The sequence below is a fragment of the Flavobacterium erciyesense genome, from assembly GCF_018069925.1.
In the GTDB taxonomy this organism is placed as follows: Bacteria; Bacteroidota; Bacteroidia; order Flavobacteriales; family Flavobacteriaceae; genus Flavobacterium; species Flavobacterium erciyesense.
This window is the reverse complement of sequence record NZ_JAGPXB010000004.1, coordinates 87,692-103,974: the sequence shown is the minus strand read 5'-3', so window position 1 is coordinate 103,974 and position 16,283 is coordinate 87,692. Positions and strand designations below refer to the sequence as shown.

Annotated in this window: 16 protein-coding genes and 1 tRNA gene; 8 read left to right on the top strand and 9 right to left on the bottom strand. The window is 35.7% G+C overall.

The genetic code is table 11. The features are described 5' to 3' along the window. Positions 1-149: 149 nt before the first annotated feature. The 6 genes from KBJ98_RS06195 to KBJ98_RS06170 all read left to right on the top strand — a co-directional run bounded on the left by KBJ98_RS06195 (position 150) and on the right by KBJ98_RS06170 (position 6,406). Positions 150-926, top strand: a complete 777-nt coding sequence (locus KBJ98_RS06195) for a tetratricopeptide repeat protein (protein ID WP_210788784.1) — start codon at positions 150-152, stop codon at positions 924-926. Between the two features lie 128 nt (positions 927-1,054). Continuing rightward, on the top strand, positions 1,055-1,627 hold the full coding sequence (ribH, locus tag KBJ98_RS06190) for a 6,7-dimethyl-8-ribityllumazine synthase (protein ID WP_210788783.1): 573 nt from the start codon (positions 1,055-1,057) through the stop codon (positions 1,625-1,627). Between the two features lie 162 nt (positions 1,628-1,789). Continuing rightward, positions 1,790-3,631: a DNA mismatch repair endonuclease MutL gene (gene mutL, locus KBJ98_RS06185; RefSeq protein WP_210788782.1), complete on the top strand. Its 1,842-nt coding sequence runs from the start codon at positions 1,790-1,792 to the stop codon at positions 3,629-3,631. Further along, positions 3,628-4,383, top strand: a complete 756-nt coding sequence (locus tag KBJ98_RS06180) for a rhomboid family intramembrane serine protease (RefSeq protein WP_210788780.1) — start codon at positions 3,628-3,630, stop codon at positions 4,381-4,383. The genes mutL and KBJ98_RS06180 overlap by 4 nt, the downstream gene beginning before the upstream one ends. 62 nt (positions 4,384-4,445) lie before the next feature. Further along, entirely contained in the window at positions 4,446-5,315 is an 870-nt protein-coding gene (locus tag KBJ98_RS06175) for a rhomboid family intramembrane serine protease (RefSeq protein ID WP_210788778.1), read from the top strand. A gap of 44 nt (positions 5,316-5,359) precedes the next feature. After that, complete coding sequence (locus tag KBJ98_RS06170) at positions 5,360-6,406, top strand: endonuclease/exonuclease/phosphatase family protein (protein WP_210788776.1); 1,047 nt, start codon at positions 5,360-5,362, stop codon at positions 6,404-6,406. A 6-nt stretch (positions 6,407-6,412) separates the two neighbouring features. Here the strand turns inward: KBJ98_RS06170 and KBJ98_RS06165 are convergent, their stop codons facing one another. The 6 genes from KBJ98_RS06165 to KBJ98_RS06140 all read right to left on the bottom strand — a co-directional run bounded on the left by KBJ98_RS06165 (position 6,413) and on the right by KBJ98_RS06140 (position 11,911). Beyond that, positions 6,413-7,039, bottom strand: coding sequence for a WbqC family protein (locus tag KBJ98_RS06165; protein WP_210788773.1), 627 nt, complete (start codon positions 7,037-7,039; stop codon positions 6,413-6,415). Between the two features lie 92 nt (positions 7,040-7,131). Beyond that, positions 7,132-8,700, bottom strand: coding sequence for a signal peptidase I (lepB, locus tag KBJ98_RS06160; protein WP_210788771.1), 1,569 nt, complete (start codon positions 8,698-8,700; stop codon positions 7,132-7,134). A 66-nt stretch (positions 8,701-8,766) separates the two neighbouring features. Further along, positions 8,767-9,465: a 4-hydroxy-tetrahydrodipicolinate reductase gene (gene dapB, locus KBJ98_RS06155; RefSeq protein WP_210788769.1), complete on the bottom strand. Its 699-nt coding sequence runs from the start codon at positions 9,463-9,465 to the stop codon at positions 8,767-8,769. Between the two features lie 214 nt (positions 9,466-9,679). Then, the gene (locus KBJ98_RS06150) at positions 9,680-10,240 is read right to left on the bottom strand and encodes a DUF5683 domain-containing protein (RefSeq protein ID WP_317192480.1); all 561 of its coding nucleotides are present in this window, start codon (positions 10,238-10,240) and stop codon (positions 9,680-9,682) included. Continuing rightward, the gene (locus tag KBJ98_RS06145) at positions 10,240-11,139 is read right to left on the bottom strand and encodes a ParB/RepB/Spo0J family partition protein (RefSeq protein ID WP_210788767.1); all 900 of its coding nucleotides are present in this window, start codon (positions 11,137-11,139) and stop codon (positions 10,240-10,242) included. The genes KBJ98_RS06150 and KBJ98_RS06145 overlap by 1 nt, the downstream gene beginning before the upstream one ends. 4 nt (positions 11,140-11,143) lie before the next feature. Beyond that, positions 11,144-11,911, bottom strand: coding sequence for a ParA family protein (locus KBJ98_RS06140; RefSeq protein WP_166136650.1), 768 nt, complete (start codon positions 11,909-11,911; stop codon positions 11,144-11,146). 404 nt (positions 11,912-12,315) lie between these two features. Here KBJ98_RS06140 and KBJ98_RS06135 point away from each other — a divergent pair. Continuing rightward, positions 12,316-12,390: transfer RNA gene (locus KBJ98_RS06135), tRNA-Pro, on the top strand. 165 nt (positions 12,391-12,555) lie between these two features. On the opposite strand, the gene KBJ98_RS06130 is transcribed toward KBJ98_RS06135, so the two are convergent. Next, a complete protein-coding gene (locus tag KBJ98_RS06130; RefSeq protein WP_210788765.1) occupies positions 12,556-13,227 on the bottom strand; it encodes a hypothetical protein in 672 nt (223 codons plus the stop codon). Positions 13,228-13,598: 371 nt separating this feature from the next. Between KBJ98_RS06130 and trxB the strand changes: the two genes are divergently transcribed. Beyond that, entirely contained in the window at positions 13,599-14,546 is a 948-nt protein-coding gene (gene trxB, locus KBJ98_RS06125) for a thioredoxin-disulfide reductase (RefSeq protein WP_210788763.1), read from the top strand. Between the two features lie 80 nt (positions 14,547-14,626). On the opposite strand, the gene KBJ98_RS06120 is transcribed toward trxB, so the two are convergent. Both KBJ98_RS06120 and KBJ98_RS06115 read right to left on the bottom strand, forming a co-directional pair. Further along, complete coding sequence (locus KBJ98_RS06120; RefSeq protein ID WP_210788762.1) at positions 14,627-15,457, bottom strand: GIN domain-containing protein; 831 nt, start codon at positions 15,455-15,457, stop codon at positions 14,627-14,629. A gap of 81 nt (positions 15,458-15,538) precedes the next feature. After that, positions 15,539-16,282 (bottom strand): head GIN domain-containing protein, encoded by a 744-nt coding sequence (locus KBJ98_RS06115; protein WP_210788761.1) that lies wholly within the window; start codon positions 16,280-16,282, stop codon positions 15,539-15,541. Between the last annotated feature and the right edge of the window lies 1 nt (position 16,283).

Sequence of the window (16,283 nt, the reverse complement as noted above, 5' to 3'; positions counted from 1 at the left end):
AACTTTCTTTTTGTTGGTCTTTGAAGCGGAAATAATGCAAGGTTTTGAGGCTGTTTCAGTACATTCTAAAATTTTTTAATATAAAACCTATTTTTTTGTGTGGGTTTGAATAAAAATTTTATTTTTGCCACTCACTAAATTAAATTGAAATGGCAACTTACAATAAGAGAGGATATAAAGTACCAAAAGAAAAAGAAGTTAAGGAAGAAGCAGTAGAAGCAGTGGTTATTGATGATAAAGACAGTACAACTGCCGAAGTATTTTCTAAATTAGACGAGACTGCATCCAAAACGGAAGATTTTGTTGCTAAAAATCAGAAAGTTATTCTAGGATTTGTTGCTGCCGCAGCTATTGTAACTATTGGTTACTTGGCTTACCAACGATTTATTGCTGCTCCAAAAGAGGATGAAGCTGCTAATGAAATGTTTGTTGCACAACAAAACTTTCAAAAAGCTACCGATGGTGTAGCGAGCGACTCATTATACAAATTAGCTTTGAACGGATCTGAAGGAAAATTTGGATTTGTAAAATTAGCGGATGAGTATTCTGGTACAGCTGCCGGTAATTTAGCGAACTACTACGCAGGTGTCGCTTACCTAAACACTGGAAAGTACACAGAAGCTATTGATTATTTAAACAAATTTTCATCAGATGATATCGTGCTTTCAGCTTTGGCTAAAGGAGCAATTGGAGATGCTTATTCACAAAAGAATCAACAAAAAGAGGCTTTAGAGTATTACATCAAAGCAGCTGAAATGAATAAAAACGACTTTACTACACCACGCTTTTTGCTAAAAGCTGGTAAAGTAGCATTAGCTCTTGGTAACAAAGCGGATGCCTTGAAGTATTTTACAGATATTAAAGAAAATTACGAAGCAACTCCAGAAGCAGCATCTGTTGATGTATTGATCGGATTGTCTCAGTAAGTTTTACTTACAATACATAGCGAAGGTTAGTGGTTGCATTGGCTTTAAGATTTTCATCTTAATCCTTGTAACTTCTAGCCTTCTCTCGTATCTTTAACTTTTAAAATCATACAATAAAATTAACCTTTATGGCTACTGAAAATAAAAATTTATCTGATTACGACAAAAGTGCAATTCCTGATGCAAGTAATTTTCGATTCGGAATTGTGGTTGCAGAATGGAACGAAGTAATTACCGAAGGCCTGTTCAATGGCGCTTATCAAGCATTGATTGAAAATGAAGTTCCTCAGGCGAATATTGTGCGTTGGAATGTTCCTGGAAGTTTTGAACTTATTTATGGTTCTAAAAAAATGTTGCAAACTCAAAATGTAGATGCTGTTATCGCTATTGGTTGTGTCATTCAAGGTCAAACAAAACACTTTGATTTTGTTTGTGAAGGCGTTACTCAAGGTATTAAAGATTTGAATATTCAAACTGATATTCCGGTTATATTTTGTGTTTTAACCGATAATACCATGCAGCAGTCTCTTGATAGAAGTGGTGGTGTACATGGAAACAAAGGTACCGAAGCAGCTATTGCAGCGATTAAAATGGCCTACATTCGTCAGCAAGCTACTTTACAACACCAATTCAATCATCAGCCAAAATTAGCCGCTGCCGCTTTGCAAATTGAAGATGGAACGCTAAAACTAGAAGAATAAAATTATTTTATAAGTTCCCAGAAACCCATATTGTTGCAAAAACAGTATGGGTTTTTTGTTTTATTTAAGAGTGCAAAGTAGTCCTTTGCAGCTATAATTTCCTTAAATTTGTGCCTCTTGGTTTAAAAAAATAAACCACCAACTTTTAAATCTATTTTTTTAATGTCGAGTATTATTCAATTGCTTCCTGATCATGTTGCTAACCAGATTGCTGCCGGTGAAGTTGTTCAAAGACCAGCATCAGTAGTGAAGGAATTGCTGGAAAATGCGGTTGATGCGAAGGCCACTGATATCAAATTAATTATTAAAGATGCCGGTAAAGCGCTTGTGCAAGTTATTGATAACGGGCAAGGAATGAGTGTAACAGATGCGCGCCTGTGTTTTGAGCGCCATGCTACTTCAAAAATTCGTTTGGCCGAAGATTTGTTTTCGCTACATACAAAAGGATTCCGCGGTGAGGCTTTAGCTTCAATCGCTGCAATTGCACACGTAGAGCTGAAAACCAAACAAGATCAAGAGGAGTTAGGACATCATATTATAATTGAAGGAAGTAAGTTCGTTTCACAAGAAATGGCGGTGCTTCCAAAAGGGACGTCGTTTGCTATCAAAAACTTATTTTTTAATATTCCGGCGCGCCGAAATTTCTTAAAATCGGATGTGGTCGAATTTCGTCATGTTGTCGATGAATTTCAGCGCGTAGCATTGGCACACCCATCTATTTATTTTACTTTTTACCACAATGGTAGCGAGATGTTTAATTTGCCTCCAGCAAGTTTTAGGCAACGTATTGTTGGTATTTTTTCTGGAAAAACCAACGAAAAATTGGTTCCGGTGCAGGAAGAAACAGATATCGTTACCATTCAAGGTTTTGTGAGCAAACCCGAATTTGCTAAAAAAAGCCGAGGGGAACAATTTTTCTTCGTAAACGATCGCTACATCAAAAGCGGTTATTTGCATCATGCAGTCATGTCTGCCTACGATGGGATTTTAAAAGACGGTGCACAACCTAGTTATTTTTTATACCTACAAGTGCCACCAAATACGATAGACATCAATATTCATCCTACCAAAACTGAAATCAAGTTTGATGATGAACATGCTTTGTATGCTATTCTACGTGCGGCTATCAAACACAGTTTGGGTCAGTTTAATGTTGCTCCAGTTTTAGATTTTGATAGAGATGCCAATTTAGATACGCCTTATCATTACAAGGATTTGACTGGCGAAACACCAACCATTCAGGTGGATGGCAATTTTAATCCTTTTGCAGAGCAAAAACCAAAAGCGTCTTTTTCGTCGTATAAAAAAACAGAGCCTACCGCTAGCTGGGAAAGCTTGTATGTAGGTCTTAAGCAAGATACTTTTGAGGTTGGGCAGATGAATTTTGAAAATGAAGAGGTAACGTCGTCCTTGTTTGGCGATGATGAGGTGGAGCAAGCCGTTCATAAAACGTATCAAATTCATAAAAAATATATAGTCTCGTCCATAAAATCCGGAATGGTGATTGTAGATCAGCAGCGTGCGCACCAAAGAGTTTTATACGAACAATTTTTGGTAAACATGACGGTAAATCAAGCGGCAAGTCAGCAATTGCTTTTCCCTCTCAATCTATTTTATTCGACAACTGAGATGGAGTTAATCAAAGAGTTGCAACAAGCATTGGTTCACACAGGTTTTGTATTTGATGACAATGCTACTGATCATATTGTTATTTCGGGGATTCCCGTTAATGTGACTGAGAGTGAGGTTTCGATGGTTTTAGAGCAATTGTTAAGTGATTTGCAAGACGGAATTCCAGATAGTAGTTTCAGTCAAAATGATACTATTGCCAAGTCTATGGCCAAAAGTCTAGCCGTTAAAACAGGCACGCATCTCTCCGAGAAAGAGCAAGAAAATTTAGTAAACGGCTTGTTTGCTTGCAAGGAGCCTAATGTGTCCCCATTTCAAAAACCGACCTTTATCACAATGCGTGTAGAGGATCTTGATAAAAAATTTGCAGTATGAGAAATATGACCGAAACCGTAAAGCAACTAATTATTATTAATTTTTTGTTTTTTGCAGGAACGTATTTACTTGGTGAGCCTGAGCCTGTATATAAAATATTGTCTTTATATTTTCCTGAAAACACCCATTTTAAAGTGTGGCAACCGTTGTCGCACATGTTTATGCATGGTGGTTTTATGCATATTTTTTTCAATATGTTTGCGCTGTATTCTTTTGGATCGACTCTTGAACAACGTTGGGGCAGTAGCAAGTTTTTATTTTTTTATATTTCTTGTGGTTTAGGTGCCGCTTTGCTGCATACAGGAGTAAATTATTATTTCTTCCAATCTGGGATTGACGCTCTTGCTTCGAATGGTTTTACAAAAGCAGAGGTGATGCAATTGTTGCAGCAAGGGCAGGTTAATCCAAAATGGCAAGAGGCAATGTCTCCAACTGCTTTCTATAATTTTGTTTCGGCTTATGGTGGTACTGCTGTTGGTGCATCTGGTGCTATTTATGGGGTTATGGTGGCTTTTGCTTTTATGTTCCCAAATGTCGAAATGTTTATGATGTTTGTGCCAATTCCTATCAAGGCCAAGTATTTTGTTCCCGCCGTTTTACTTTTGGATTTGTATTCAGGAATAGTTGGGAAATCAGTTTTGGGTGGTGGCAGCGGAATTGGGCATTTTGCGCACATAGGCGGAGCGCTTGTTGGTTTTTTTATGATGTGGTATTGGAAAAAAAATCAATTCAATAAAAATCGTTGGAACTAACTTTTCATTTTGCCTGAAATTAATTATTTTTAAATGCCGATTTATTTAATAGCTGAAATCGTATGGGGATTATTGATGATTTAAAATTACAATACAAAATGGGTGGCATCGTGATCAGACTCATTTTTTGGAATATCGCTTGTTTTGTTTTGCCTTGGCTTTTGTTTTCAATCCTTTCTTTGGCTGGAGTACAAATTGATTACTTGCAGTATGTAAGTTTGTCTTCAGATCCTGTTGATTTGCTTTGGAAGCCGTGGTCATTGCTTACCTATGCCTTCTTTCATAATGATTTCATGCACATTTTGTTCAATTTATTGGTACTTAACTTTTCAGGACGATTATTTTTAACCTATTTCACAGGCAAACAATTATTTGGTTTGTACGTTCTCAGTGCCATTTTTGCTGGTTTGGTGTACTGTTTGGTGTTTTATTTGTTGGGTGTGAGTATGCCTATCATTGGCGCTTCAGCTGCTATCATGGCTATTTTAGTAGCAGTAACTACTTATAATCCTTTGATGGATTTGCGATTATTAATCATTGGTAATGTCAAATTATGGCATATTACTGCTGTAATTTTAATTATGGACTTGATGCAATTGCGCTCTGCTAACATGGGAGGCCATTTGTCGCATTTAGGCGGAGCATTGTTTGGTTACATTTTTATAAAGTGTTTACAAAATGGTACTGATTTATCAAAAGGTGTTACTCAATTAATAAACTTTTTTGTAAACGGATTGAAGAGGAAACAAGGAACACCGTTCAAGGCAGTTCATAAAACGTATCAAAAACCTGTGACAAACACAAGTTCACGAATTGTAATAAAAGATGAATCTCAGCAACAAATTGATGCTATTTTAGATAAAATTAGTCAATCAGGTTATGATAGTTTGTCTAAAGAAGAAAAAGAATTTTTGTTCAAAGTAGGGAAGTAGTTCATTATTTTGCAAAGCGCAAATAATGGTTTAAATTAGTTGGCATGAAAAATCTTTCTTGGTTTAATAAAGGAATGTTCTTATTGAATATCCTGTTAACTCTAGTTACATTTATCGCTTATTTGTTGCCTTTTTTGGCACCAAAATCGTTTCCGATACTTTCGGTGCTCACGCTTTTTATGCCTGTTTTTTTTATTTTTAACGCCTTGTTTTTTGTTTATTGGACCCTTCAATTTAAAAAACAATTGGTGGTATCGGGTTTGGTTTTATTAATCGGAATCACTTTTATCAATAAATTTTACAAGTTTTCGCATCCAAATTTTCCAGTTGAAGAGAAAGATTTTACTGTAATGAGTTACAATGTGCGTTTGCTCAACGTTTTCAAGTGGATTGATCGCGATGATGTGCCAGCAGATATTCTTTCATTTGTTAACGAAAAAAATCCAGATATTCTGTGTATTCAAGAATATTCTGCAAGTGCCGGAATCGATTTAAAAGTGTATCCGCACCGTTACATTCATACTTCAGGAGATCAAATCAAATCGGGTCAAGCTATTTTTTCTAAATTTCCTATTATTGATCGCGGTGATATTGTTTTTCCAAACTCTAGTAATAATGTGATCTATGCTGATATAAAGCGAGGAAAAGATATTATCAGAGTGTACAACATGCACTTGCAATCAATCAAAATTTCGCCTGACGTAAATGAAATTGATGAGAACATTGATGCCATCAACCAGAGCAAATCGCAGAAACTGTTTTTTAGAATAAGCAAAGCGTTCAAACAACAACAGCAACAAGCTGCTTTATTTAGCGAGCACAAAGCGCAATGCACTTATCCTATCATCATTTGTGGTGACATGAACAACAGTGCATTTTCGTACGTGTATCGCAATATAAAGGGTAAAATGAAAGACAGTTTTGAAGAAGCAGGTAAAGGTTTCGGCGAAACTTATAAATTCAGATACTATCCGGCGCGTATTGATTACATTTTTGCCGATGAAAAAATGAAAGTGAAAGACTTCGAGAGCTTTCCAAAGTTCATCAATTCGGATCATTTTCCAATTATGGCGCGCCTTTCCTACGAATAAAATTTTTTATAAATGCAGTAGCGGTTGTTTCTTAAGATAATCCAAAGCAAATTTTCCTTCATTAAAAAGTAAATCCAACGTACTTAAGTTGTTTAAGAATCCAAACTTATCATCAAATACTTGTGTATAAGGTTCAAAAACAGATGTGTCTTTTTTTCCGTTTGCTAAATGTCTAAAATCAATAGTTTGACCATCTGTAATTTCAGGTGAATAGACTGTTGTTTTGGTATAATCGAGTTTTAAACGCAGGCATTTCAAAACGATTTCTAGCGCTTGAAAATTTAAGTCTAATAAAAACTCGTGCTGTTTTTCAAACAAAGGTCTGATATCGTCTTCAAAAAATTCAAAGAACGGTGAACTTCTATAAGCAGCTTCTAATGATTTAAAATGCTGTTTTTGCCATCCAAAATCGTTCTCTATGCGAATGTCTTTTGTTTTTTGACGGTTCTCTTTTGAATGTTTTATAGGGATATTTAAAAGCTGAATTCCGTTTGGACTGTAGATGTAGGTACGGTTACGGCTAGTTTGTTTTTGGAAATTATCTTCTACTTCAAAGCTTACTTGATCCGCTTGTGCAATAGCAGCAAATTGACTGATGGATGGGAAGTAGGTAGGGTGTAAAATAATATTCATAATCGTTTGAAATAAAATGAGTAATAAAAAACAAAAATTCATAAAGGAAATCAACTGCTTTCCTTTATGAATTTTATTAGAGTATTTGAATTTTAAACTTTCGAAGCTTTTCTCTTTTTCCAGAAATAGTCTCCAACGAAAAACACGACTAATCCAATCAAAAATAATTGTAGGTACGATTGTGGTTGTCCTTCGCCACTTACGGTGGTAAACACGCGTTCCCAACGAATTTTATTCAATCCTTTTCCGTTTGGATCAATGCTCAACCAAATGAAAATTGGTTTCCCTACAATGTGATTTTCGGGTACAAAACCCCAATAACGGCTATCTTCAGAGTTGTGGCGGTTGTCACCCATCATCCAATAGTAATTTTGTTTAAAAGTGTAAGTAGTAGCTACTTTTCCGTTGATGCGGATTTCATCTCCTGTAACTTTTAAGTCATTTTGCTCGTAATCGCTAATGATCGTTTTGTAAAAAGGCAACGTAGCGCTGTTCAAAGCTACCGTTTTTCCAGCTTCAGGAATGTAAATAGGTCCGTAGTTGTCACTATTCCACTTTTGTACATGAGGGAAAACACCTTTACCAAAGTTAGCCTGATCAACATCTCTCGCAATTTGTCTAACTACTGCTGTGACGCCAGGAGTATTTTTTAAAACCTCTGCTGATGCTTCGGTTAAAGCGCTCATGAAAATAGTATCTTTCGTTGTTTCATTGGTATAAAAAGCGCGATCAGTAATATCCAATTCTTTAAAAAGATATTCTAAATCAATAGGCGTTTTACCATCAAGTGCAACTTTGTATGAGAATTGCGGTTTTGCGCGTTCAGGCAACGTTAATAATTTGCCATCAATATAAACGTAACCGTCTTTAATCGATAATGAATCACCAGGGATACCAACACATCTTTTTACATAATTCGATTTTTTGTCAATAGGTTTGTCAGCTCTTCTTTTCGACGTGTCAAAAAATCGGTAAACGGTATCCACAGGCCAGTTGAAAACCACTATATCAGTACGATCTATTTTTTGAGTGCCAGGCATGCGCATGTACGGCAATTGAGGCCATTTTAGGTATGATTTTTTGTGCGTTAATGGGATAGAATCATGTACCATTGGCAATGCAACAGTGGTCATAGGTACTCTTGCGCCATAATTTACCTTACTTACAAACAAAAAGTCGCCAACCAACAATGATTTTTCAAGCGATGAAGTCGGAATTGTGTAAGGTTGAATAAAATACGTATGTACGATTGTTGCAACCACAATGGCAAACAATAAAGAACTAATTGTATCAGCAGCTTTCGTTTGCGGTGTCAAATTTCTATCCGCTATGTACGTTAATTTTTGAGTGTAATTGATGTAGTAGATGTACAATCCTAAAGTTACAATTCCTAAAAAGGTATCTAAAGAACTTTTTTTTCCAAAACTGCGTAAGGTTTCAACCCAAATTACTGGAAATAAAATTAAATTGATAATCGGAATAAAAAGCAACACGGTCCACCAAGTTGGTCGGCCAATTATTTTCATTAAAACAATGGCATTGTACACCGGAATTGCTGCTTCCCAGCTTTTTCGCCCAGCGGCAACATACAATTTCCAGGTACCTAAAAAGTGGATCAATTGTACTATCAAGAAAAAAACGAACCATTGATATGCTGTCATGATATAATTGTTTTAGTAAAAGAGCTGCATTTTATTATACTACTCTAATTAAAGTTATTTGATTGATTATAGTTCTAGAACGTCGCGCATGGTAAATATTCCTGTTTTGCCTACAATCCATTCAGCGGCAATAACTGCGCCTAATGCAAAACCTTCACGATTGTGTGCCGTGTGTTTTATTTCGATGGCATCAACAGTAGAGTCGTACGTTACGGTATGTGTTCCAGGAACTGTTCCTATACGTTTGGCTTCAATGTGAATTTCATTTGCCGTAGCATTTTCCAATGTCCAATTATTGTAATTGCTGTTTTCAATGATTCCTTTGGCTAAAGAAATGGCGGTACCACTTGGAGCATCTAATTTTTGTGTATGGTGAATTTCTTCCATGCTTACGCCATAGCTATTAAATTTAGCCATCATTTTAGCAAGGTATTCGTTCAACTCAAAAAAGATATTGACACCTAAACTGAAATTAGAGCTCGATATAAAAGCACCTTTTTTTTCTGTGCAAAGTGCAGCAACAGTTTCATATTGGTCTAACCAGCCTGTCGTGCCTGATATAACAGGTACATTAGCATGAAAACAGCTACTGATGTTGTTGGCTGCAGCGCATGGTACACTAAAATCAATTGCTACATCAGCTTGTTCTAGTCCATCAAAGCTATTATTTTGATCTTTTTTTAAAACGATTTCATGGCCCCTTTCAAGAGCAATTCGCTCTATAACTTGACCCATTTTTCCGTATCCTAAAAGCGCAATTTTCATTTTTTATTTTTTAAATTTTTTATAATAGAGACCAATTGGAGCCAAGCTTATCAACGCTCCCAAGAAAAACCCTGAGAAAAAATCATTCATTTTAATCGGCGCAAAAAAACTGATTTCAGAATAATTTACAACTGTTATTACCAGCAAAGCGGTTATTAGCAGCAGGTATTGGTTTCGAGTTGTATTTGCTAGCAATGCCATAGCGATGTAATTTTTAAAAGCGATAATTTAATGTTAGTCCAACATTAGTGCGCATTGTTACATCATTTGGATAAAGAACTGGTTTTAGCGATAAGTTTTCATCAACATTAAACTGCAATAAAGCCGCATCAACATTGGCATCAATGATGTTGAGAGCATAAAAAGCTGCAATAAACAAAGCTGATAAATCGCGGTTACGTTGGTAAAATTTTTGACCAGCAATCAAACGGTTATTGTCTAAAAATGCTAAATCTTCGGTCACTACACCTTCCAATCGTGCTTTGTAAGCAGTGCGATACTGACGGTACCTTTTGTTGCTGTCAACATAAAAGTAAATACTGGTTCCAATAGCTCCATAGACTAGCGGAATTTTCCAATATTTTTTGTTGTAGGCTTGTCCTAAACCAGGTAAAACAGCCGAATAAAAGGCTGCTTTGGCGGGGGTTAATGGGTCGATATTGTTGGATTGTACAGAATCTTTTGCAACTAAAATGGTAGCGTTTTCCTCTTGGGCAAAAACAGATACGCTGGTTAGCAAAAACAGAAATAATACAAGGATTGACGATTTAAACACTAGGTTTTAATTAATTTAATAATTCTATTAAAATCTTCCTCAGAGTGAAAAGGAATAGTAATTTTTCCTTTACCGTTACCAGCTACTTTAACATCTACTTTGGTTCCAAAATAGGAGGCAAAATCATTTTTATGATCTTCGGCAATTTCAAATGAAGCTGCTTTTGGTTTACCTGCTGCTTTTGGTTTCAAACTTTCTTGATAGTTTTTTACCAAAGTTTCTGTTTCACGTACCGATAAATTTTGACTTACAATTTTTTGGTAAATATCAGCTTGAGCATCTTGGTCCTCAATATTAATGATAGCACGACCATGACCCATGCTAATAAAACCATCGCGTATTCCGGTTTGAATAATCGGATCTAATTTTAACAGACGTAAATAATTGGCAATCGTAGATCTTTTTTTACCCACACGCTCGCTCATTTGCTCTTGTGTCAACTGAATTTCATCCATCAAACGCTGGTATGAAAGTGCAATTTCGATCGGGTCAAGGTCATGGCGCTGAATGTTTTCCACCAAGGCCATTACCAGCGACTCGTTATCGTTAGCAATTCGGATGTAAGCAGGTACAGTAGTTAAGCCTACAAGTGTAGAGGCACGCAAACGACGTTCCCCTGATATTAATTGAAATTTATTGAAATCTAATTTTCGTACAGTAATAGGTTGAATAACCCCGAGTTCCTTGATCGAAGTGGCCAATTCACGCAATGATTCCTCATTAAAATTACTTCTTGGCTGGAACGGGTTAATTTCAATTGCTGCAATTTCAAGCTCAATAATATTACCTACAACCTTATCGGCATTTTTATCATCAACGGATTTGATATCGTTTTCAGGATCTTTTAACAATGCTGATAATCCTCTTCCTAAGGCTTGTTTTTTAATTGCTTGTGCCATAAAATTATTTACTGTTTTTCTTTATTATCTCTTGTGCAAGGTGCAAGTAATTTACAGCTCCTTTACTTGTAGCATCATAGTTAATAATGCTTTCACCAAAACTTGGTGCTTCGCTTAGTTTTACATTGCGTTGAATGATAGTTTCAAAAACCATATCGTTAAAGTGTTTTTGAACTTCTTCAACAACTTGGTTAGACAAACGCAAGCGCGAGTCAAACATAGTCAGCAATAATCCTTCAATGTCTAAGTTTGGATTGTGAATTTTTTGGATACTCTTTATAGTATTCAACAATTTCCCCAGACCTTCTAACGCAAAGTATTCACACTGAATAGGAATAACTACTGAATCTGCCGCCGTCAAAGCATTCAACGTTAATAAACCTAACGATGGTGCGCAGTCTATAATAATATAATCATACTCTTCGCGAACACTTTCTAGCGCTTTTTTAAGCATGTATTCACGATTTTCCTTGTCAACCAATTCAATTTCTATAGCAACAAGGTCAATATGCGCAGGAATAACATCCACATTGGGAGCTGAACAGGTAACAACAGCCTCCTTTGGAGTGTGACTGTGCTCTAATATTTGATACGTACCGATCTCAACTGATTCTACATCAATACCCAATCCTGACGAAGCATTGGCCTGCGGATCAGCATCTATTAGTAATACTTTTTTTTCTAAAACGCCTAGTGAAGCAGCAAGATTGACCGATGTAGTAGTCTTTCCAACGCCTCCTTTTTGATTAGCAATCGCGATGATTTTGCCCATTTATTTTTCTGAATTTTGAACCGTAAAAATACAATTTTTTATGGTTCGTGAAAATCTATTTTGTTAACAATCGATTAACCACAATTTAAAAGTAGTACATCAACTATTCTTTTTTGTCTTTACTTTTTTTATTTTAAAGCCATTCCAGCTGTGCACTTCAAGGTTTTGCAGTTGTATTTACTTTTTATAAGCCCCAAAAGGAGTTTCCTTTGGTCGCTCTTTTAGGTCTAAAAAAGCAGCATACAACCTGCGCAACGCTTTTCGTTGCCATCTGGGCTAGGGTAAAGTTGCCCTCTTCAAATGTAATGAGGCTTAGCTGATCTATTATTAAAAAAATATTTCTAGTCGATATTAAATAAAATACTTGCGCAAGCCAAAAATAGTTGTATATTTGCACCCGCTTTCGGGGTGTAGCGTAGCTCGGTTATCGCGCCTGCTTTGGGAGCAGGAGGCCGCAGGTTCGAATCCTGCCACCCCGACAAAAGCCGAACAATCTTGTTCGGCTTTTTTTATTTTTAAAATTAAGTCTCCAATTTTTATTTTGATCTTAAATTATTTGCTGATGATGGAGATTATTTGGTTGTTACGGGGATTTTACAATAAAACAGTTTTGAAAGTTATTTTTCGAATATGAAAAGCTAACCCTAAAGTCTCTTTTTTAGTTTTAAAATTGATTGATCAATTGCTAATTGTATTGCATTTTGTAAATTGGTGTACTCTCCATTTTTATCCCAATCACCATTAATTTTAGTAGTTGTTTCAGATTGCTTTTGTTGTAAAAGTGAATTGTCCTTTAGGTCAATTACTTGTGAATGCATCAAAACATATCCTTTTTTAGTAGCTCGTATTACGCCTGAGTATACTAGCAATAAGCCATAATGATTCACTTTAACAAATAAAATTTCATCTACATTATATTTTTTTTTCATAAACCGAAAGTCATATTTTGAATATTCTGTATCTGATTCAGGTGCTTTAAATTTTGATAAAGTTAGCTCGTTAAAATTGTCAGATATCATTTCAAAAGACTTGTTTTTACTTGAAAGCGTATTGGATATCTCCTTTTTTAATAACTCCTTAAAGGTAATGTTTGATTTTATTTTTTCTACACCAACATAAAATTTGTTGTCGGGATCTGTTATTGTTGTTACCAAACCATCCGTAGTTGCTTTAATAACTTCTGGTTTTTCCTCCATTTGTATTAAAATACCAACTTTTGTCTTTCCGTAAAACCCAGTATTTAGTGGTACTGTTGTTACACAACTTGTTACGATAAAAAGGACGATAAACACTATACCTAAACTTAATTTTTTCATATTTGATGTTATTTATATTGCACGAAGTTACATTTTTTGTCGAAATTTTACTCTTTTTCTCATAAATAAGGCTAATTATGGAGACAGTTTTATAGTTTGCAATTCTTCAGTTTTTAAAATTCAGCAGATCCCATTTTAGTACGATTGGTGCATTTTGAAAATTTATATTTGAGTTTAGTTGCTAGGTACTGCATAAAGTAATTTCTGGGATCGATTTTAAGATAATAAATAGCAAAGTGTCTGGTAAGTGTTCTTAAGTTCAGCTTTTTTTATTCCTCTATAATCAGATAATAAAAACTGATTCCAGCCTCTATTTTTTACAATAATAAAAACTTACTTTTGTGCTGTTACAAAATTAAATCGCAAGTATTATGTCAGATTCAATCGAAAAAATAAAATGCCTCATCATAGGATCAGGACCAGCAGGTTACACAGCAGCTATTTATGCTGCTAGAGCTAATATGAATCCAGTAGTATACCAAGGAATGCAGCCCGGTGGACAATTGACCACTACAAACGAAGTAGAAAACTGGCCAGGAAATCCAGAAGGAATTACAGGACCAGAGATGATGGTGGGTTTGCAAGCGCAAGCGCAACGTTTTGGTACTGATGTGCGTGACGGTTGGGCAACCAAAGTAGACTTTTCAGGACCAATACATAAAGTTTGGATCAATGATACTAAAGAATTACACTGTGAAACCGTAATCATTTCAACAGGAGCATCTGCTAAATATTTAGGTTTACCTTCGGAGCAACATTACTTACAAATGGGTGGTGGAGTTTCTGCATGTGCCGTTTGTGATGGTTTTTTCTATAGAAATCAAGAGGTTGTAATTGTGGGTGCAGGAGATTCTGCTTGTGAAGAAGCGCATTATTTATCTAAACTTTGTAAAAAAGTAACTATGCTAGTTCGCAGCGAAAAGTTTAGAGCGTCAAAAATTATGGAGGCCCGTGTTCGTAAAACTGAAAACATCGAAATTTTACTAAACCATGATACTGTTGAAGTATTAGGTGACGGTCAAGTGGTAGAGGCTATTAAGGTTTTAAATAAATCTACTAACGAAACCTACGATATACCAGCAACTGGATTTTTTGTAGCTATCGGTCACAAACCTAATACAGATATCTTTAAGGAATACATCACTTTAGATGAAACTGGTTACATAGTTAACACTCCAGGAAGTTCTAAAACTAATGTAGAAGGTGTTTTTGTAGCCGGTGACGCTGCTGATCATGTTTACCGTCAGGCAATTACTGCTGCTGGAACAGGATGTATGGCCGCACTAGATGCAGAGAGATATTTGGCTGCACAAGAATAAGAAAGTTAATTTTAAATATAAAAGTCCCATTTGCTAAAGCGAATGGGACTTTTTTGTAATACTGCGTTTTAGTGCCGAATTTATTTTAGTTTTTTTATCAATTTGGCTTCATCACTAAACTGTTTTAATTCAATTTTTGGATTACCAATTAGTTGTACTTCAGCTTTTGTTGAAGCAGAAATTGTTATTGTACTGCTAGCATTTACTGAACTTGTTGTGTAACCCTCAGCTACCAAAGTTACATTTTTCAAAGTAAGTTTGTTGGCTGTCAATGTAGCATTGTTGTCAAGGCGAATAGTTGCTGTAGTTGCGTCTCCTTCAATTTTTGCTTCTGATTTTTGGTACTGATCAATTTGTAAATCAGTTGCATTTATTAATGCTTTTACTGTTGCATTTTTACTTAATTCCAAACGACATTTTTCGGCTTTAATATTTAGTTCAGCCTTTACCTTGTCATTGGCTTTGTATTCAAAATTAGTAGTATTAATGTTCATAAAGAGCGCAGCATTATCTGTAGCTTCCAAGTTCATTGAAGGCAACAATAATTCTTGTATGGCAGTAACTTTTGTTTCGCCTTTGGCCATAATTTGTCTTAAGGCCGCAGTGTAGGTTAATCGTACTAATAGTTTTTTATAAGAAGTTGCATTTTTGGTGGAATAAATGCGTAAGGTTCCATCGCGTTCTTCTACTTTAATTCCATCTTGTAAATTCTCATCAGCCTCAATTTTTAAAGCTGCTTTCTCACCACGTTCTAGGTTGATTTCTAGGTTGTCCTCAATTTCTAAACGTTCAAAATCAGCAATATATCTGCTTTCGACAGTGACTATTTTACTGCCTTTTATTTTTTCTTTTTTTTGAGCAGTTGCAATTGTAAAGCAAAGCAGTAAAAGTAGGGCGGCATATTTTTTCATAGTATAAACGAATTAGGTACGTAACAAATATAAAAAAATCATCCACTTGTGATGGATGATTTAATTTCTTTTTGTGATTTGTTATTCCTGTCGGCTAATGCTTCCGCCTGAGCTTGTATTTTTTTGAACGCGTTTGGGTGTGTTGTAATACGTTATCGAACCACCGCTTGAAGCTTCTGCTACTAAGGATACTATTGGATGTATGCTGGTACTTGCCCCGCTTGACACATCTGCTATAACCTCGTTAGCGAGTAATTCATTGGCCTTAATTTCGCTCCCACTGGAGGCACTAGTTTTTACTTTTAATGCTTTGCCTTGCACGTTTATGTCACTTCCGCTACTACTATCACAGGTTAACATATCCGATTCAATTTCGATGTTAATGCTACCGCCACTTGATGTATTCAATCGAACATTTTCGCCTATTATTAAATTAACACTTTCTATAGATGCTGTACTTGTAGCTTCTAGTTCGTCAATAGTTGGCATTTTAACAGTAACCTTTAACTCGCTAGCATCACTAATTGAAATTTCATCTAAAGTTATGACTAAGGTTCCGTTTTCAACAGTCGTAGTCAAGTGCTTTTGCAAATTGTCATCGGTTTCAACCACAACTTCTGTTTTATCCCCTTGTTCTAATAAAACTTCTATTGAATTGTTTACCTCAATACTAGTAAAACTACCGCTGATGTTGCGTTTTTGCGTGGTAATATTTCCGCTGCCTTCAATCGAGTTGAAGTTGATGCTATGGTTGCAGGAGCCTATTAACAAAGCTGTAAGGACTACTGCAATAAATTTGGTTATTATGGTGATTAGTTTTAACATG

Coding starts and splice junctions, on each gene's coding strand:
- KBJ98_RS06195 (WP_210788784.1), top strand. CDS start 150: ATGGCAACTTACAATAAGAGAGGATATAAAGTACCAAAAGAAAAAGAA.
- ribH (WP_210788783.1), top strand. CDS start 1,055: ATGGCTACTGAAAATAAAAATTTATCTGATTACGACAAAAGTGCAATT.
- mutL (WP_210788782.1), top strand. CDS start 1,790: ATGTCGAGTATTATTCAATTGCTTCCTGATCATGTTGCTAACCAGATT.
- KBJ98_RS06180 (WP_210788780.1), top strand. CDS start 3,628: ATGAGAAATATGACCGAAACCGTAAAGCAACTAATTATTATTAATTTT.
- KBJ98_RS06175 (WP_210788778.1), top strand. CDS start 4,446: ATGGGGATTATTGATGATTTAAAATTACAATACAAAATGGGTGGCATC.
- KBJ98_RS06170 (WP_210788776.1), top strand. CDS start 5,360: ATGAAAAATCTTTCTTGGTTTAATAAAGGAATGTTCTTATTGAATATC.
- KBJ98_RS06165 (WP_210788773.1), bottom strand. CDS start 7,039: ATGAATATTATTTTACACCCTACCTACTTCCCATCCATCAGTCAATTT.
- lepB (WP_210788771.1), bottom strand. CDS start 8,700: ATGACAGCATATCAATGGTTCGTTTTTTTCTTGATAGTACAATTGATC.
- dapB (WP_210788769.1), bottom strand. CDS start 9,465: ATGAAAATTGCGCTTTTAGGATACGGAAAAATGGGTCAAGTTATAGAG.
- KBJ98_RS06145 (WP_210788767.1), bottom strand. CDS start 11,139: ATGGCACAAGCAATTAAAAAACAAGCCTTAGGAAGAGGATTATCAGCA.
- KBJ98_RS06140 (WP_166136650.1), bottom strand. CDS start 11,911: ATGGGCAAAATCATCGCGATTGCTAATCAAAAAGGAGGCGTTGGAAAG.
- KBJ98_RS06130 (WP_210788765.1), bottom strand. CDS start 13,227: ATGAAAAAATTAAGTTTAGGTATAGTGTTTATCGTCCTTTTTATCGTA.
- trxB (WP_210788763.1), top strand. CDS start 13,599: ATGTCAGATTCAATCGAAAAAATAAAATGCCTCATCATAGGATCAGGA.
- KBJ98_RS06120 (WP_210788762.1), bottom strand. CDS start 15,457: ATGAAAAAATATGCCGCCCTACTTTTACTGCTTTGCTTTACAATTGCA.
- KBJ98_RS06115 (WP_210788761.1), bottom strand. CDS start 16,282: ATGTTAAAACTAATCACCATAATAACCAAATTTATTGCAGTAGTCCTT.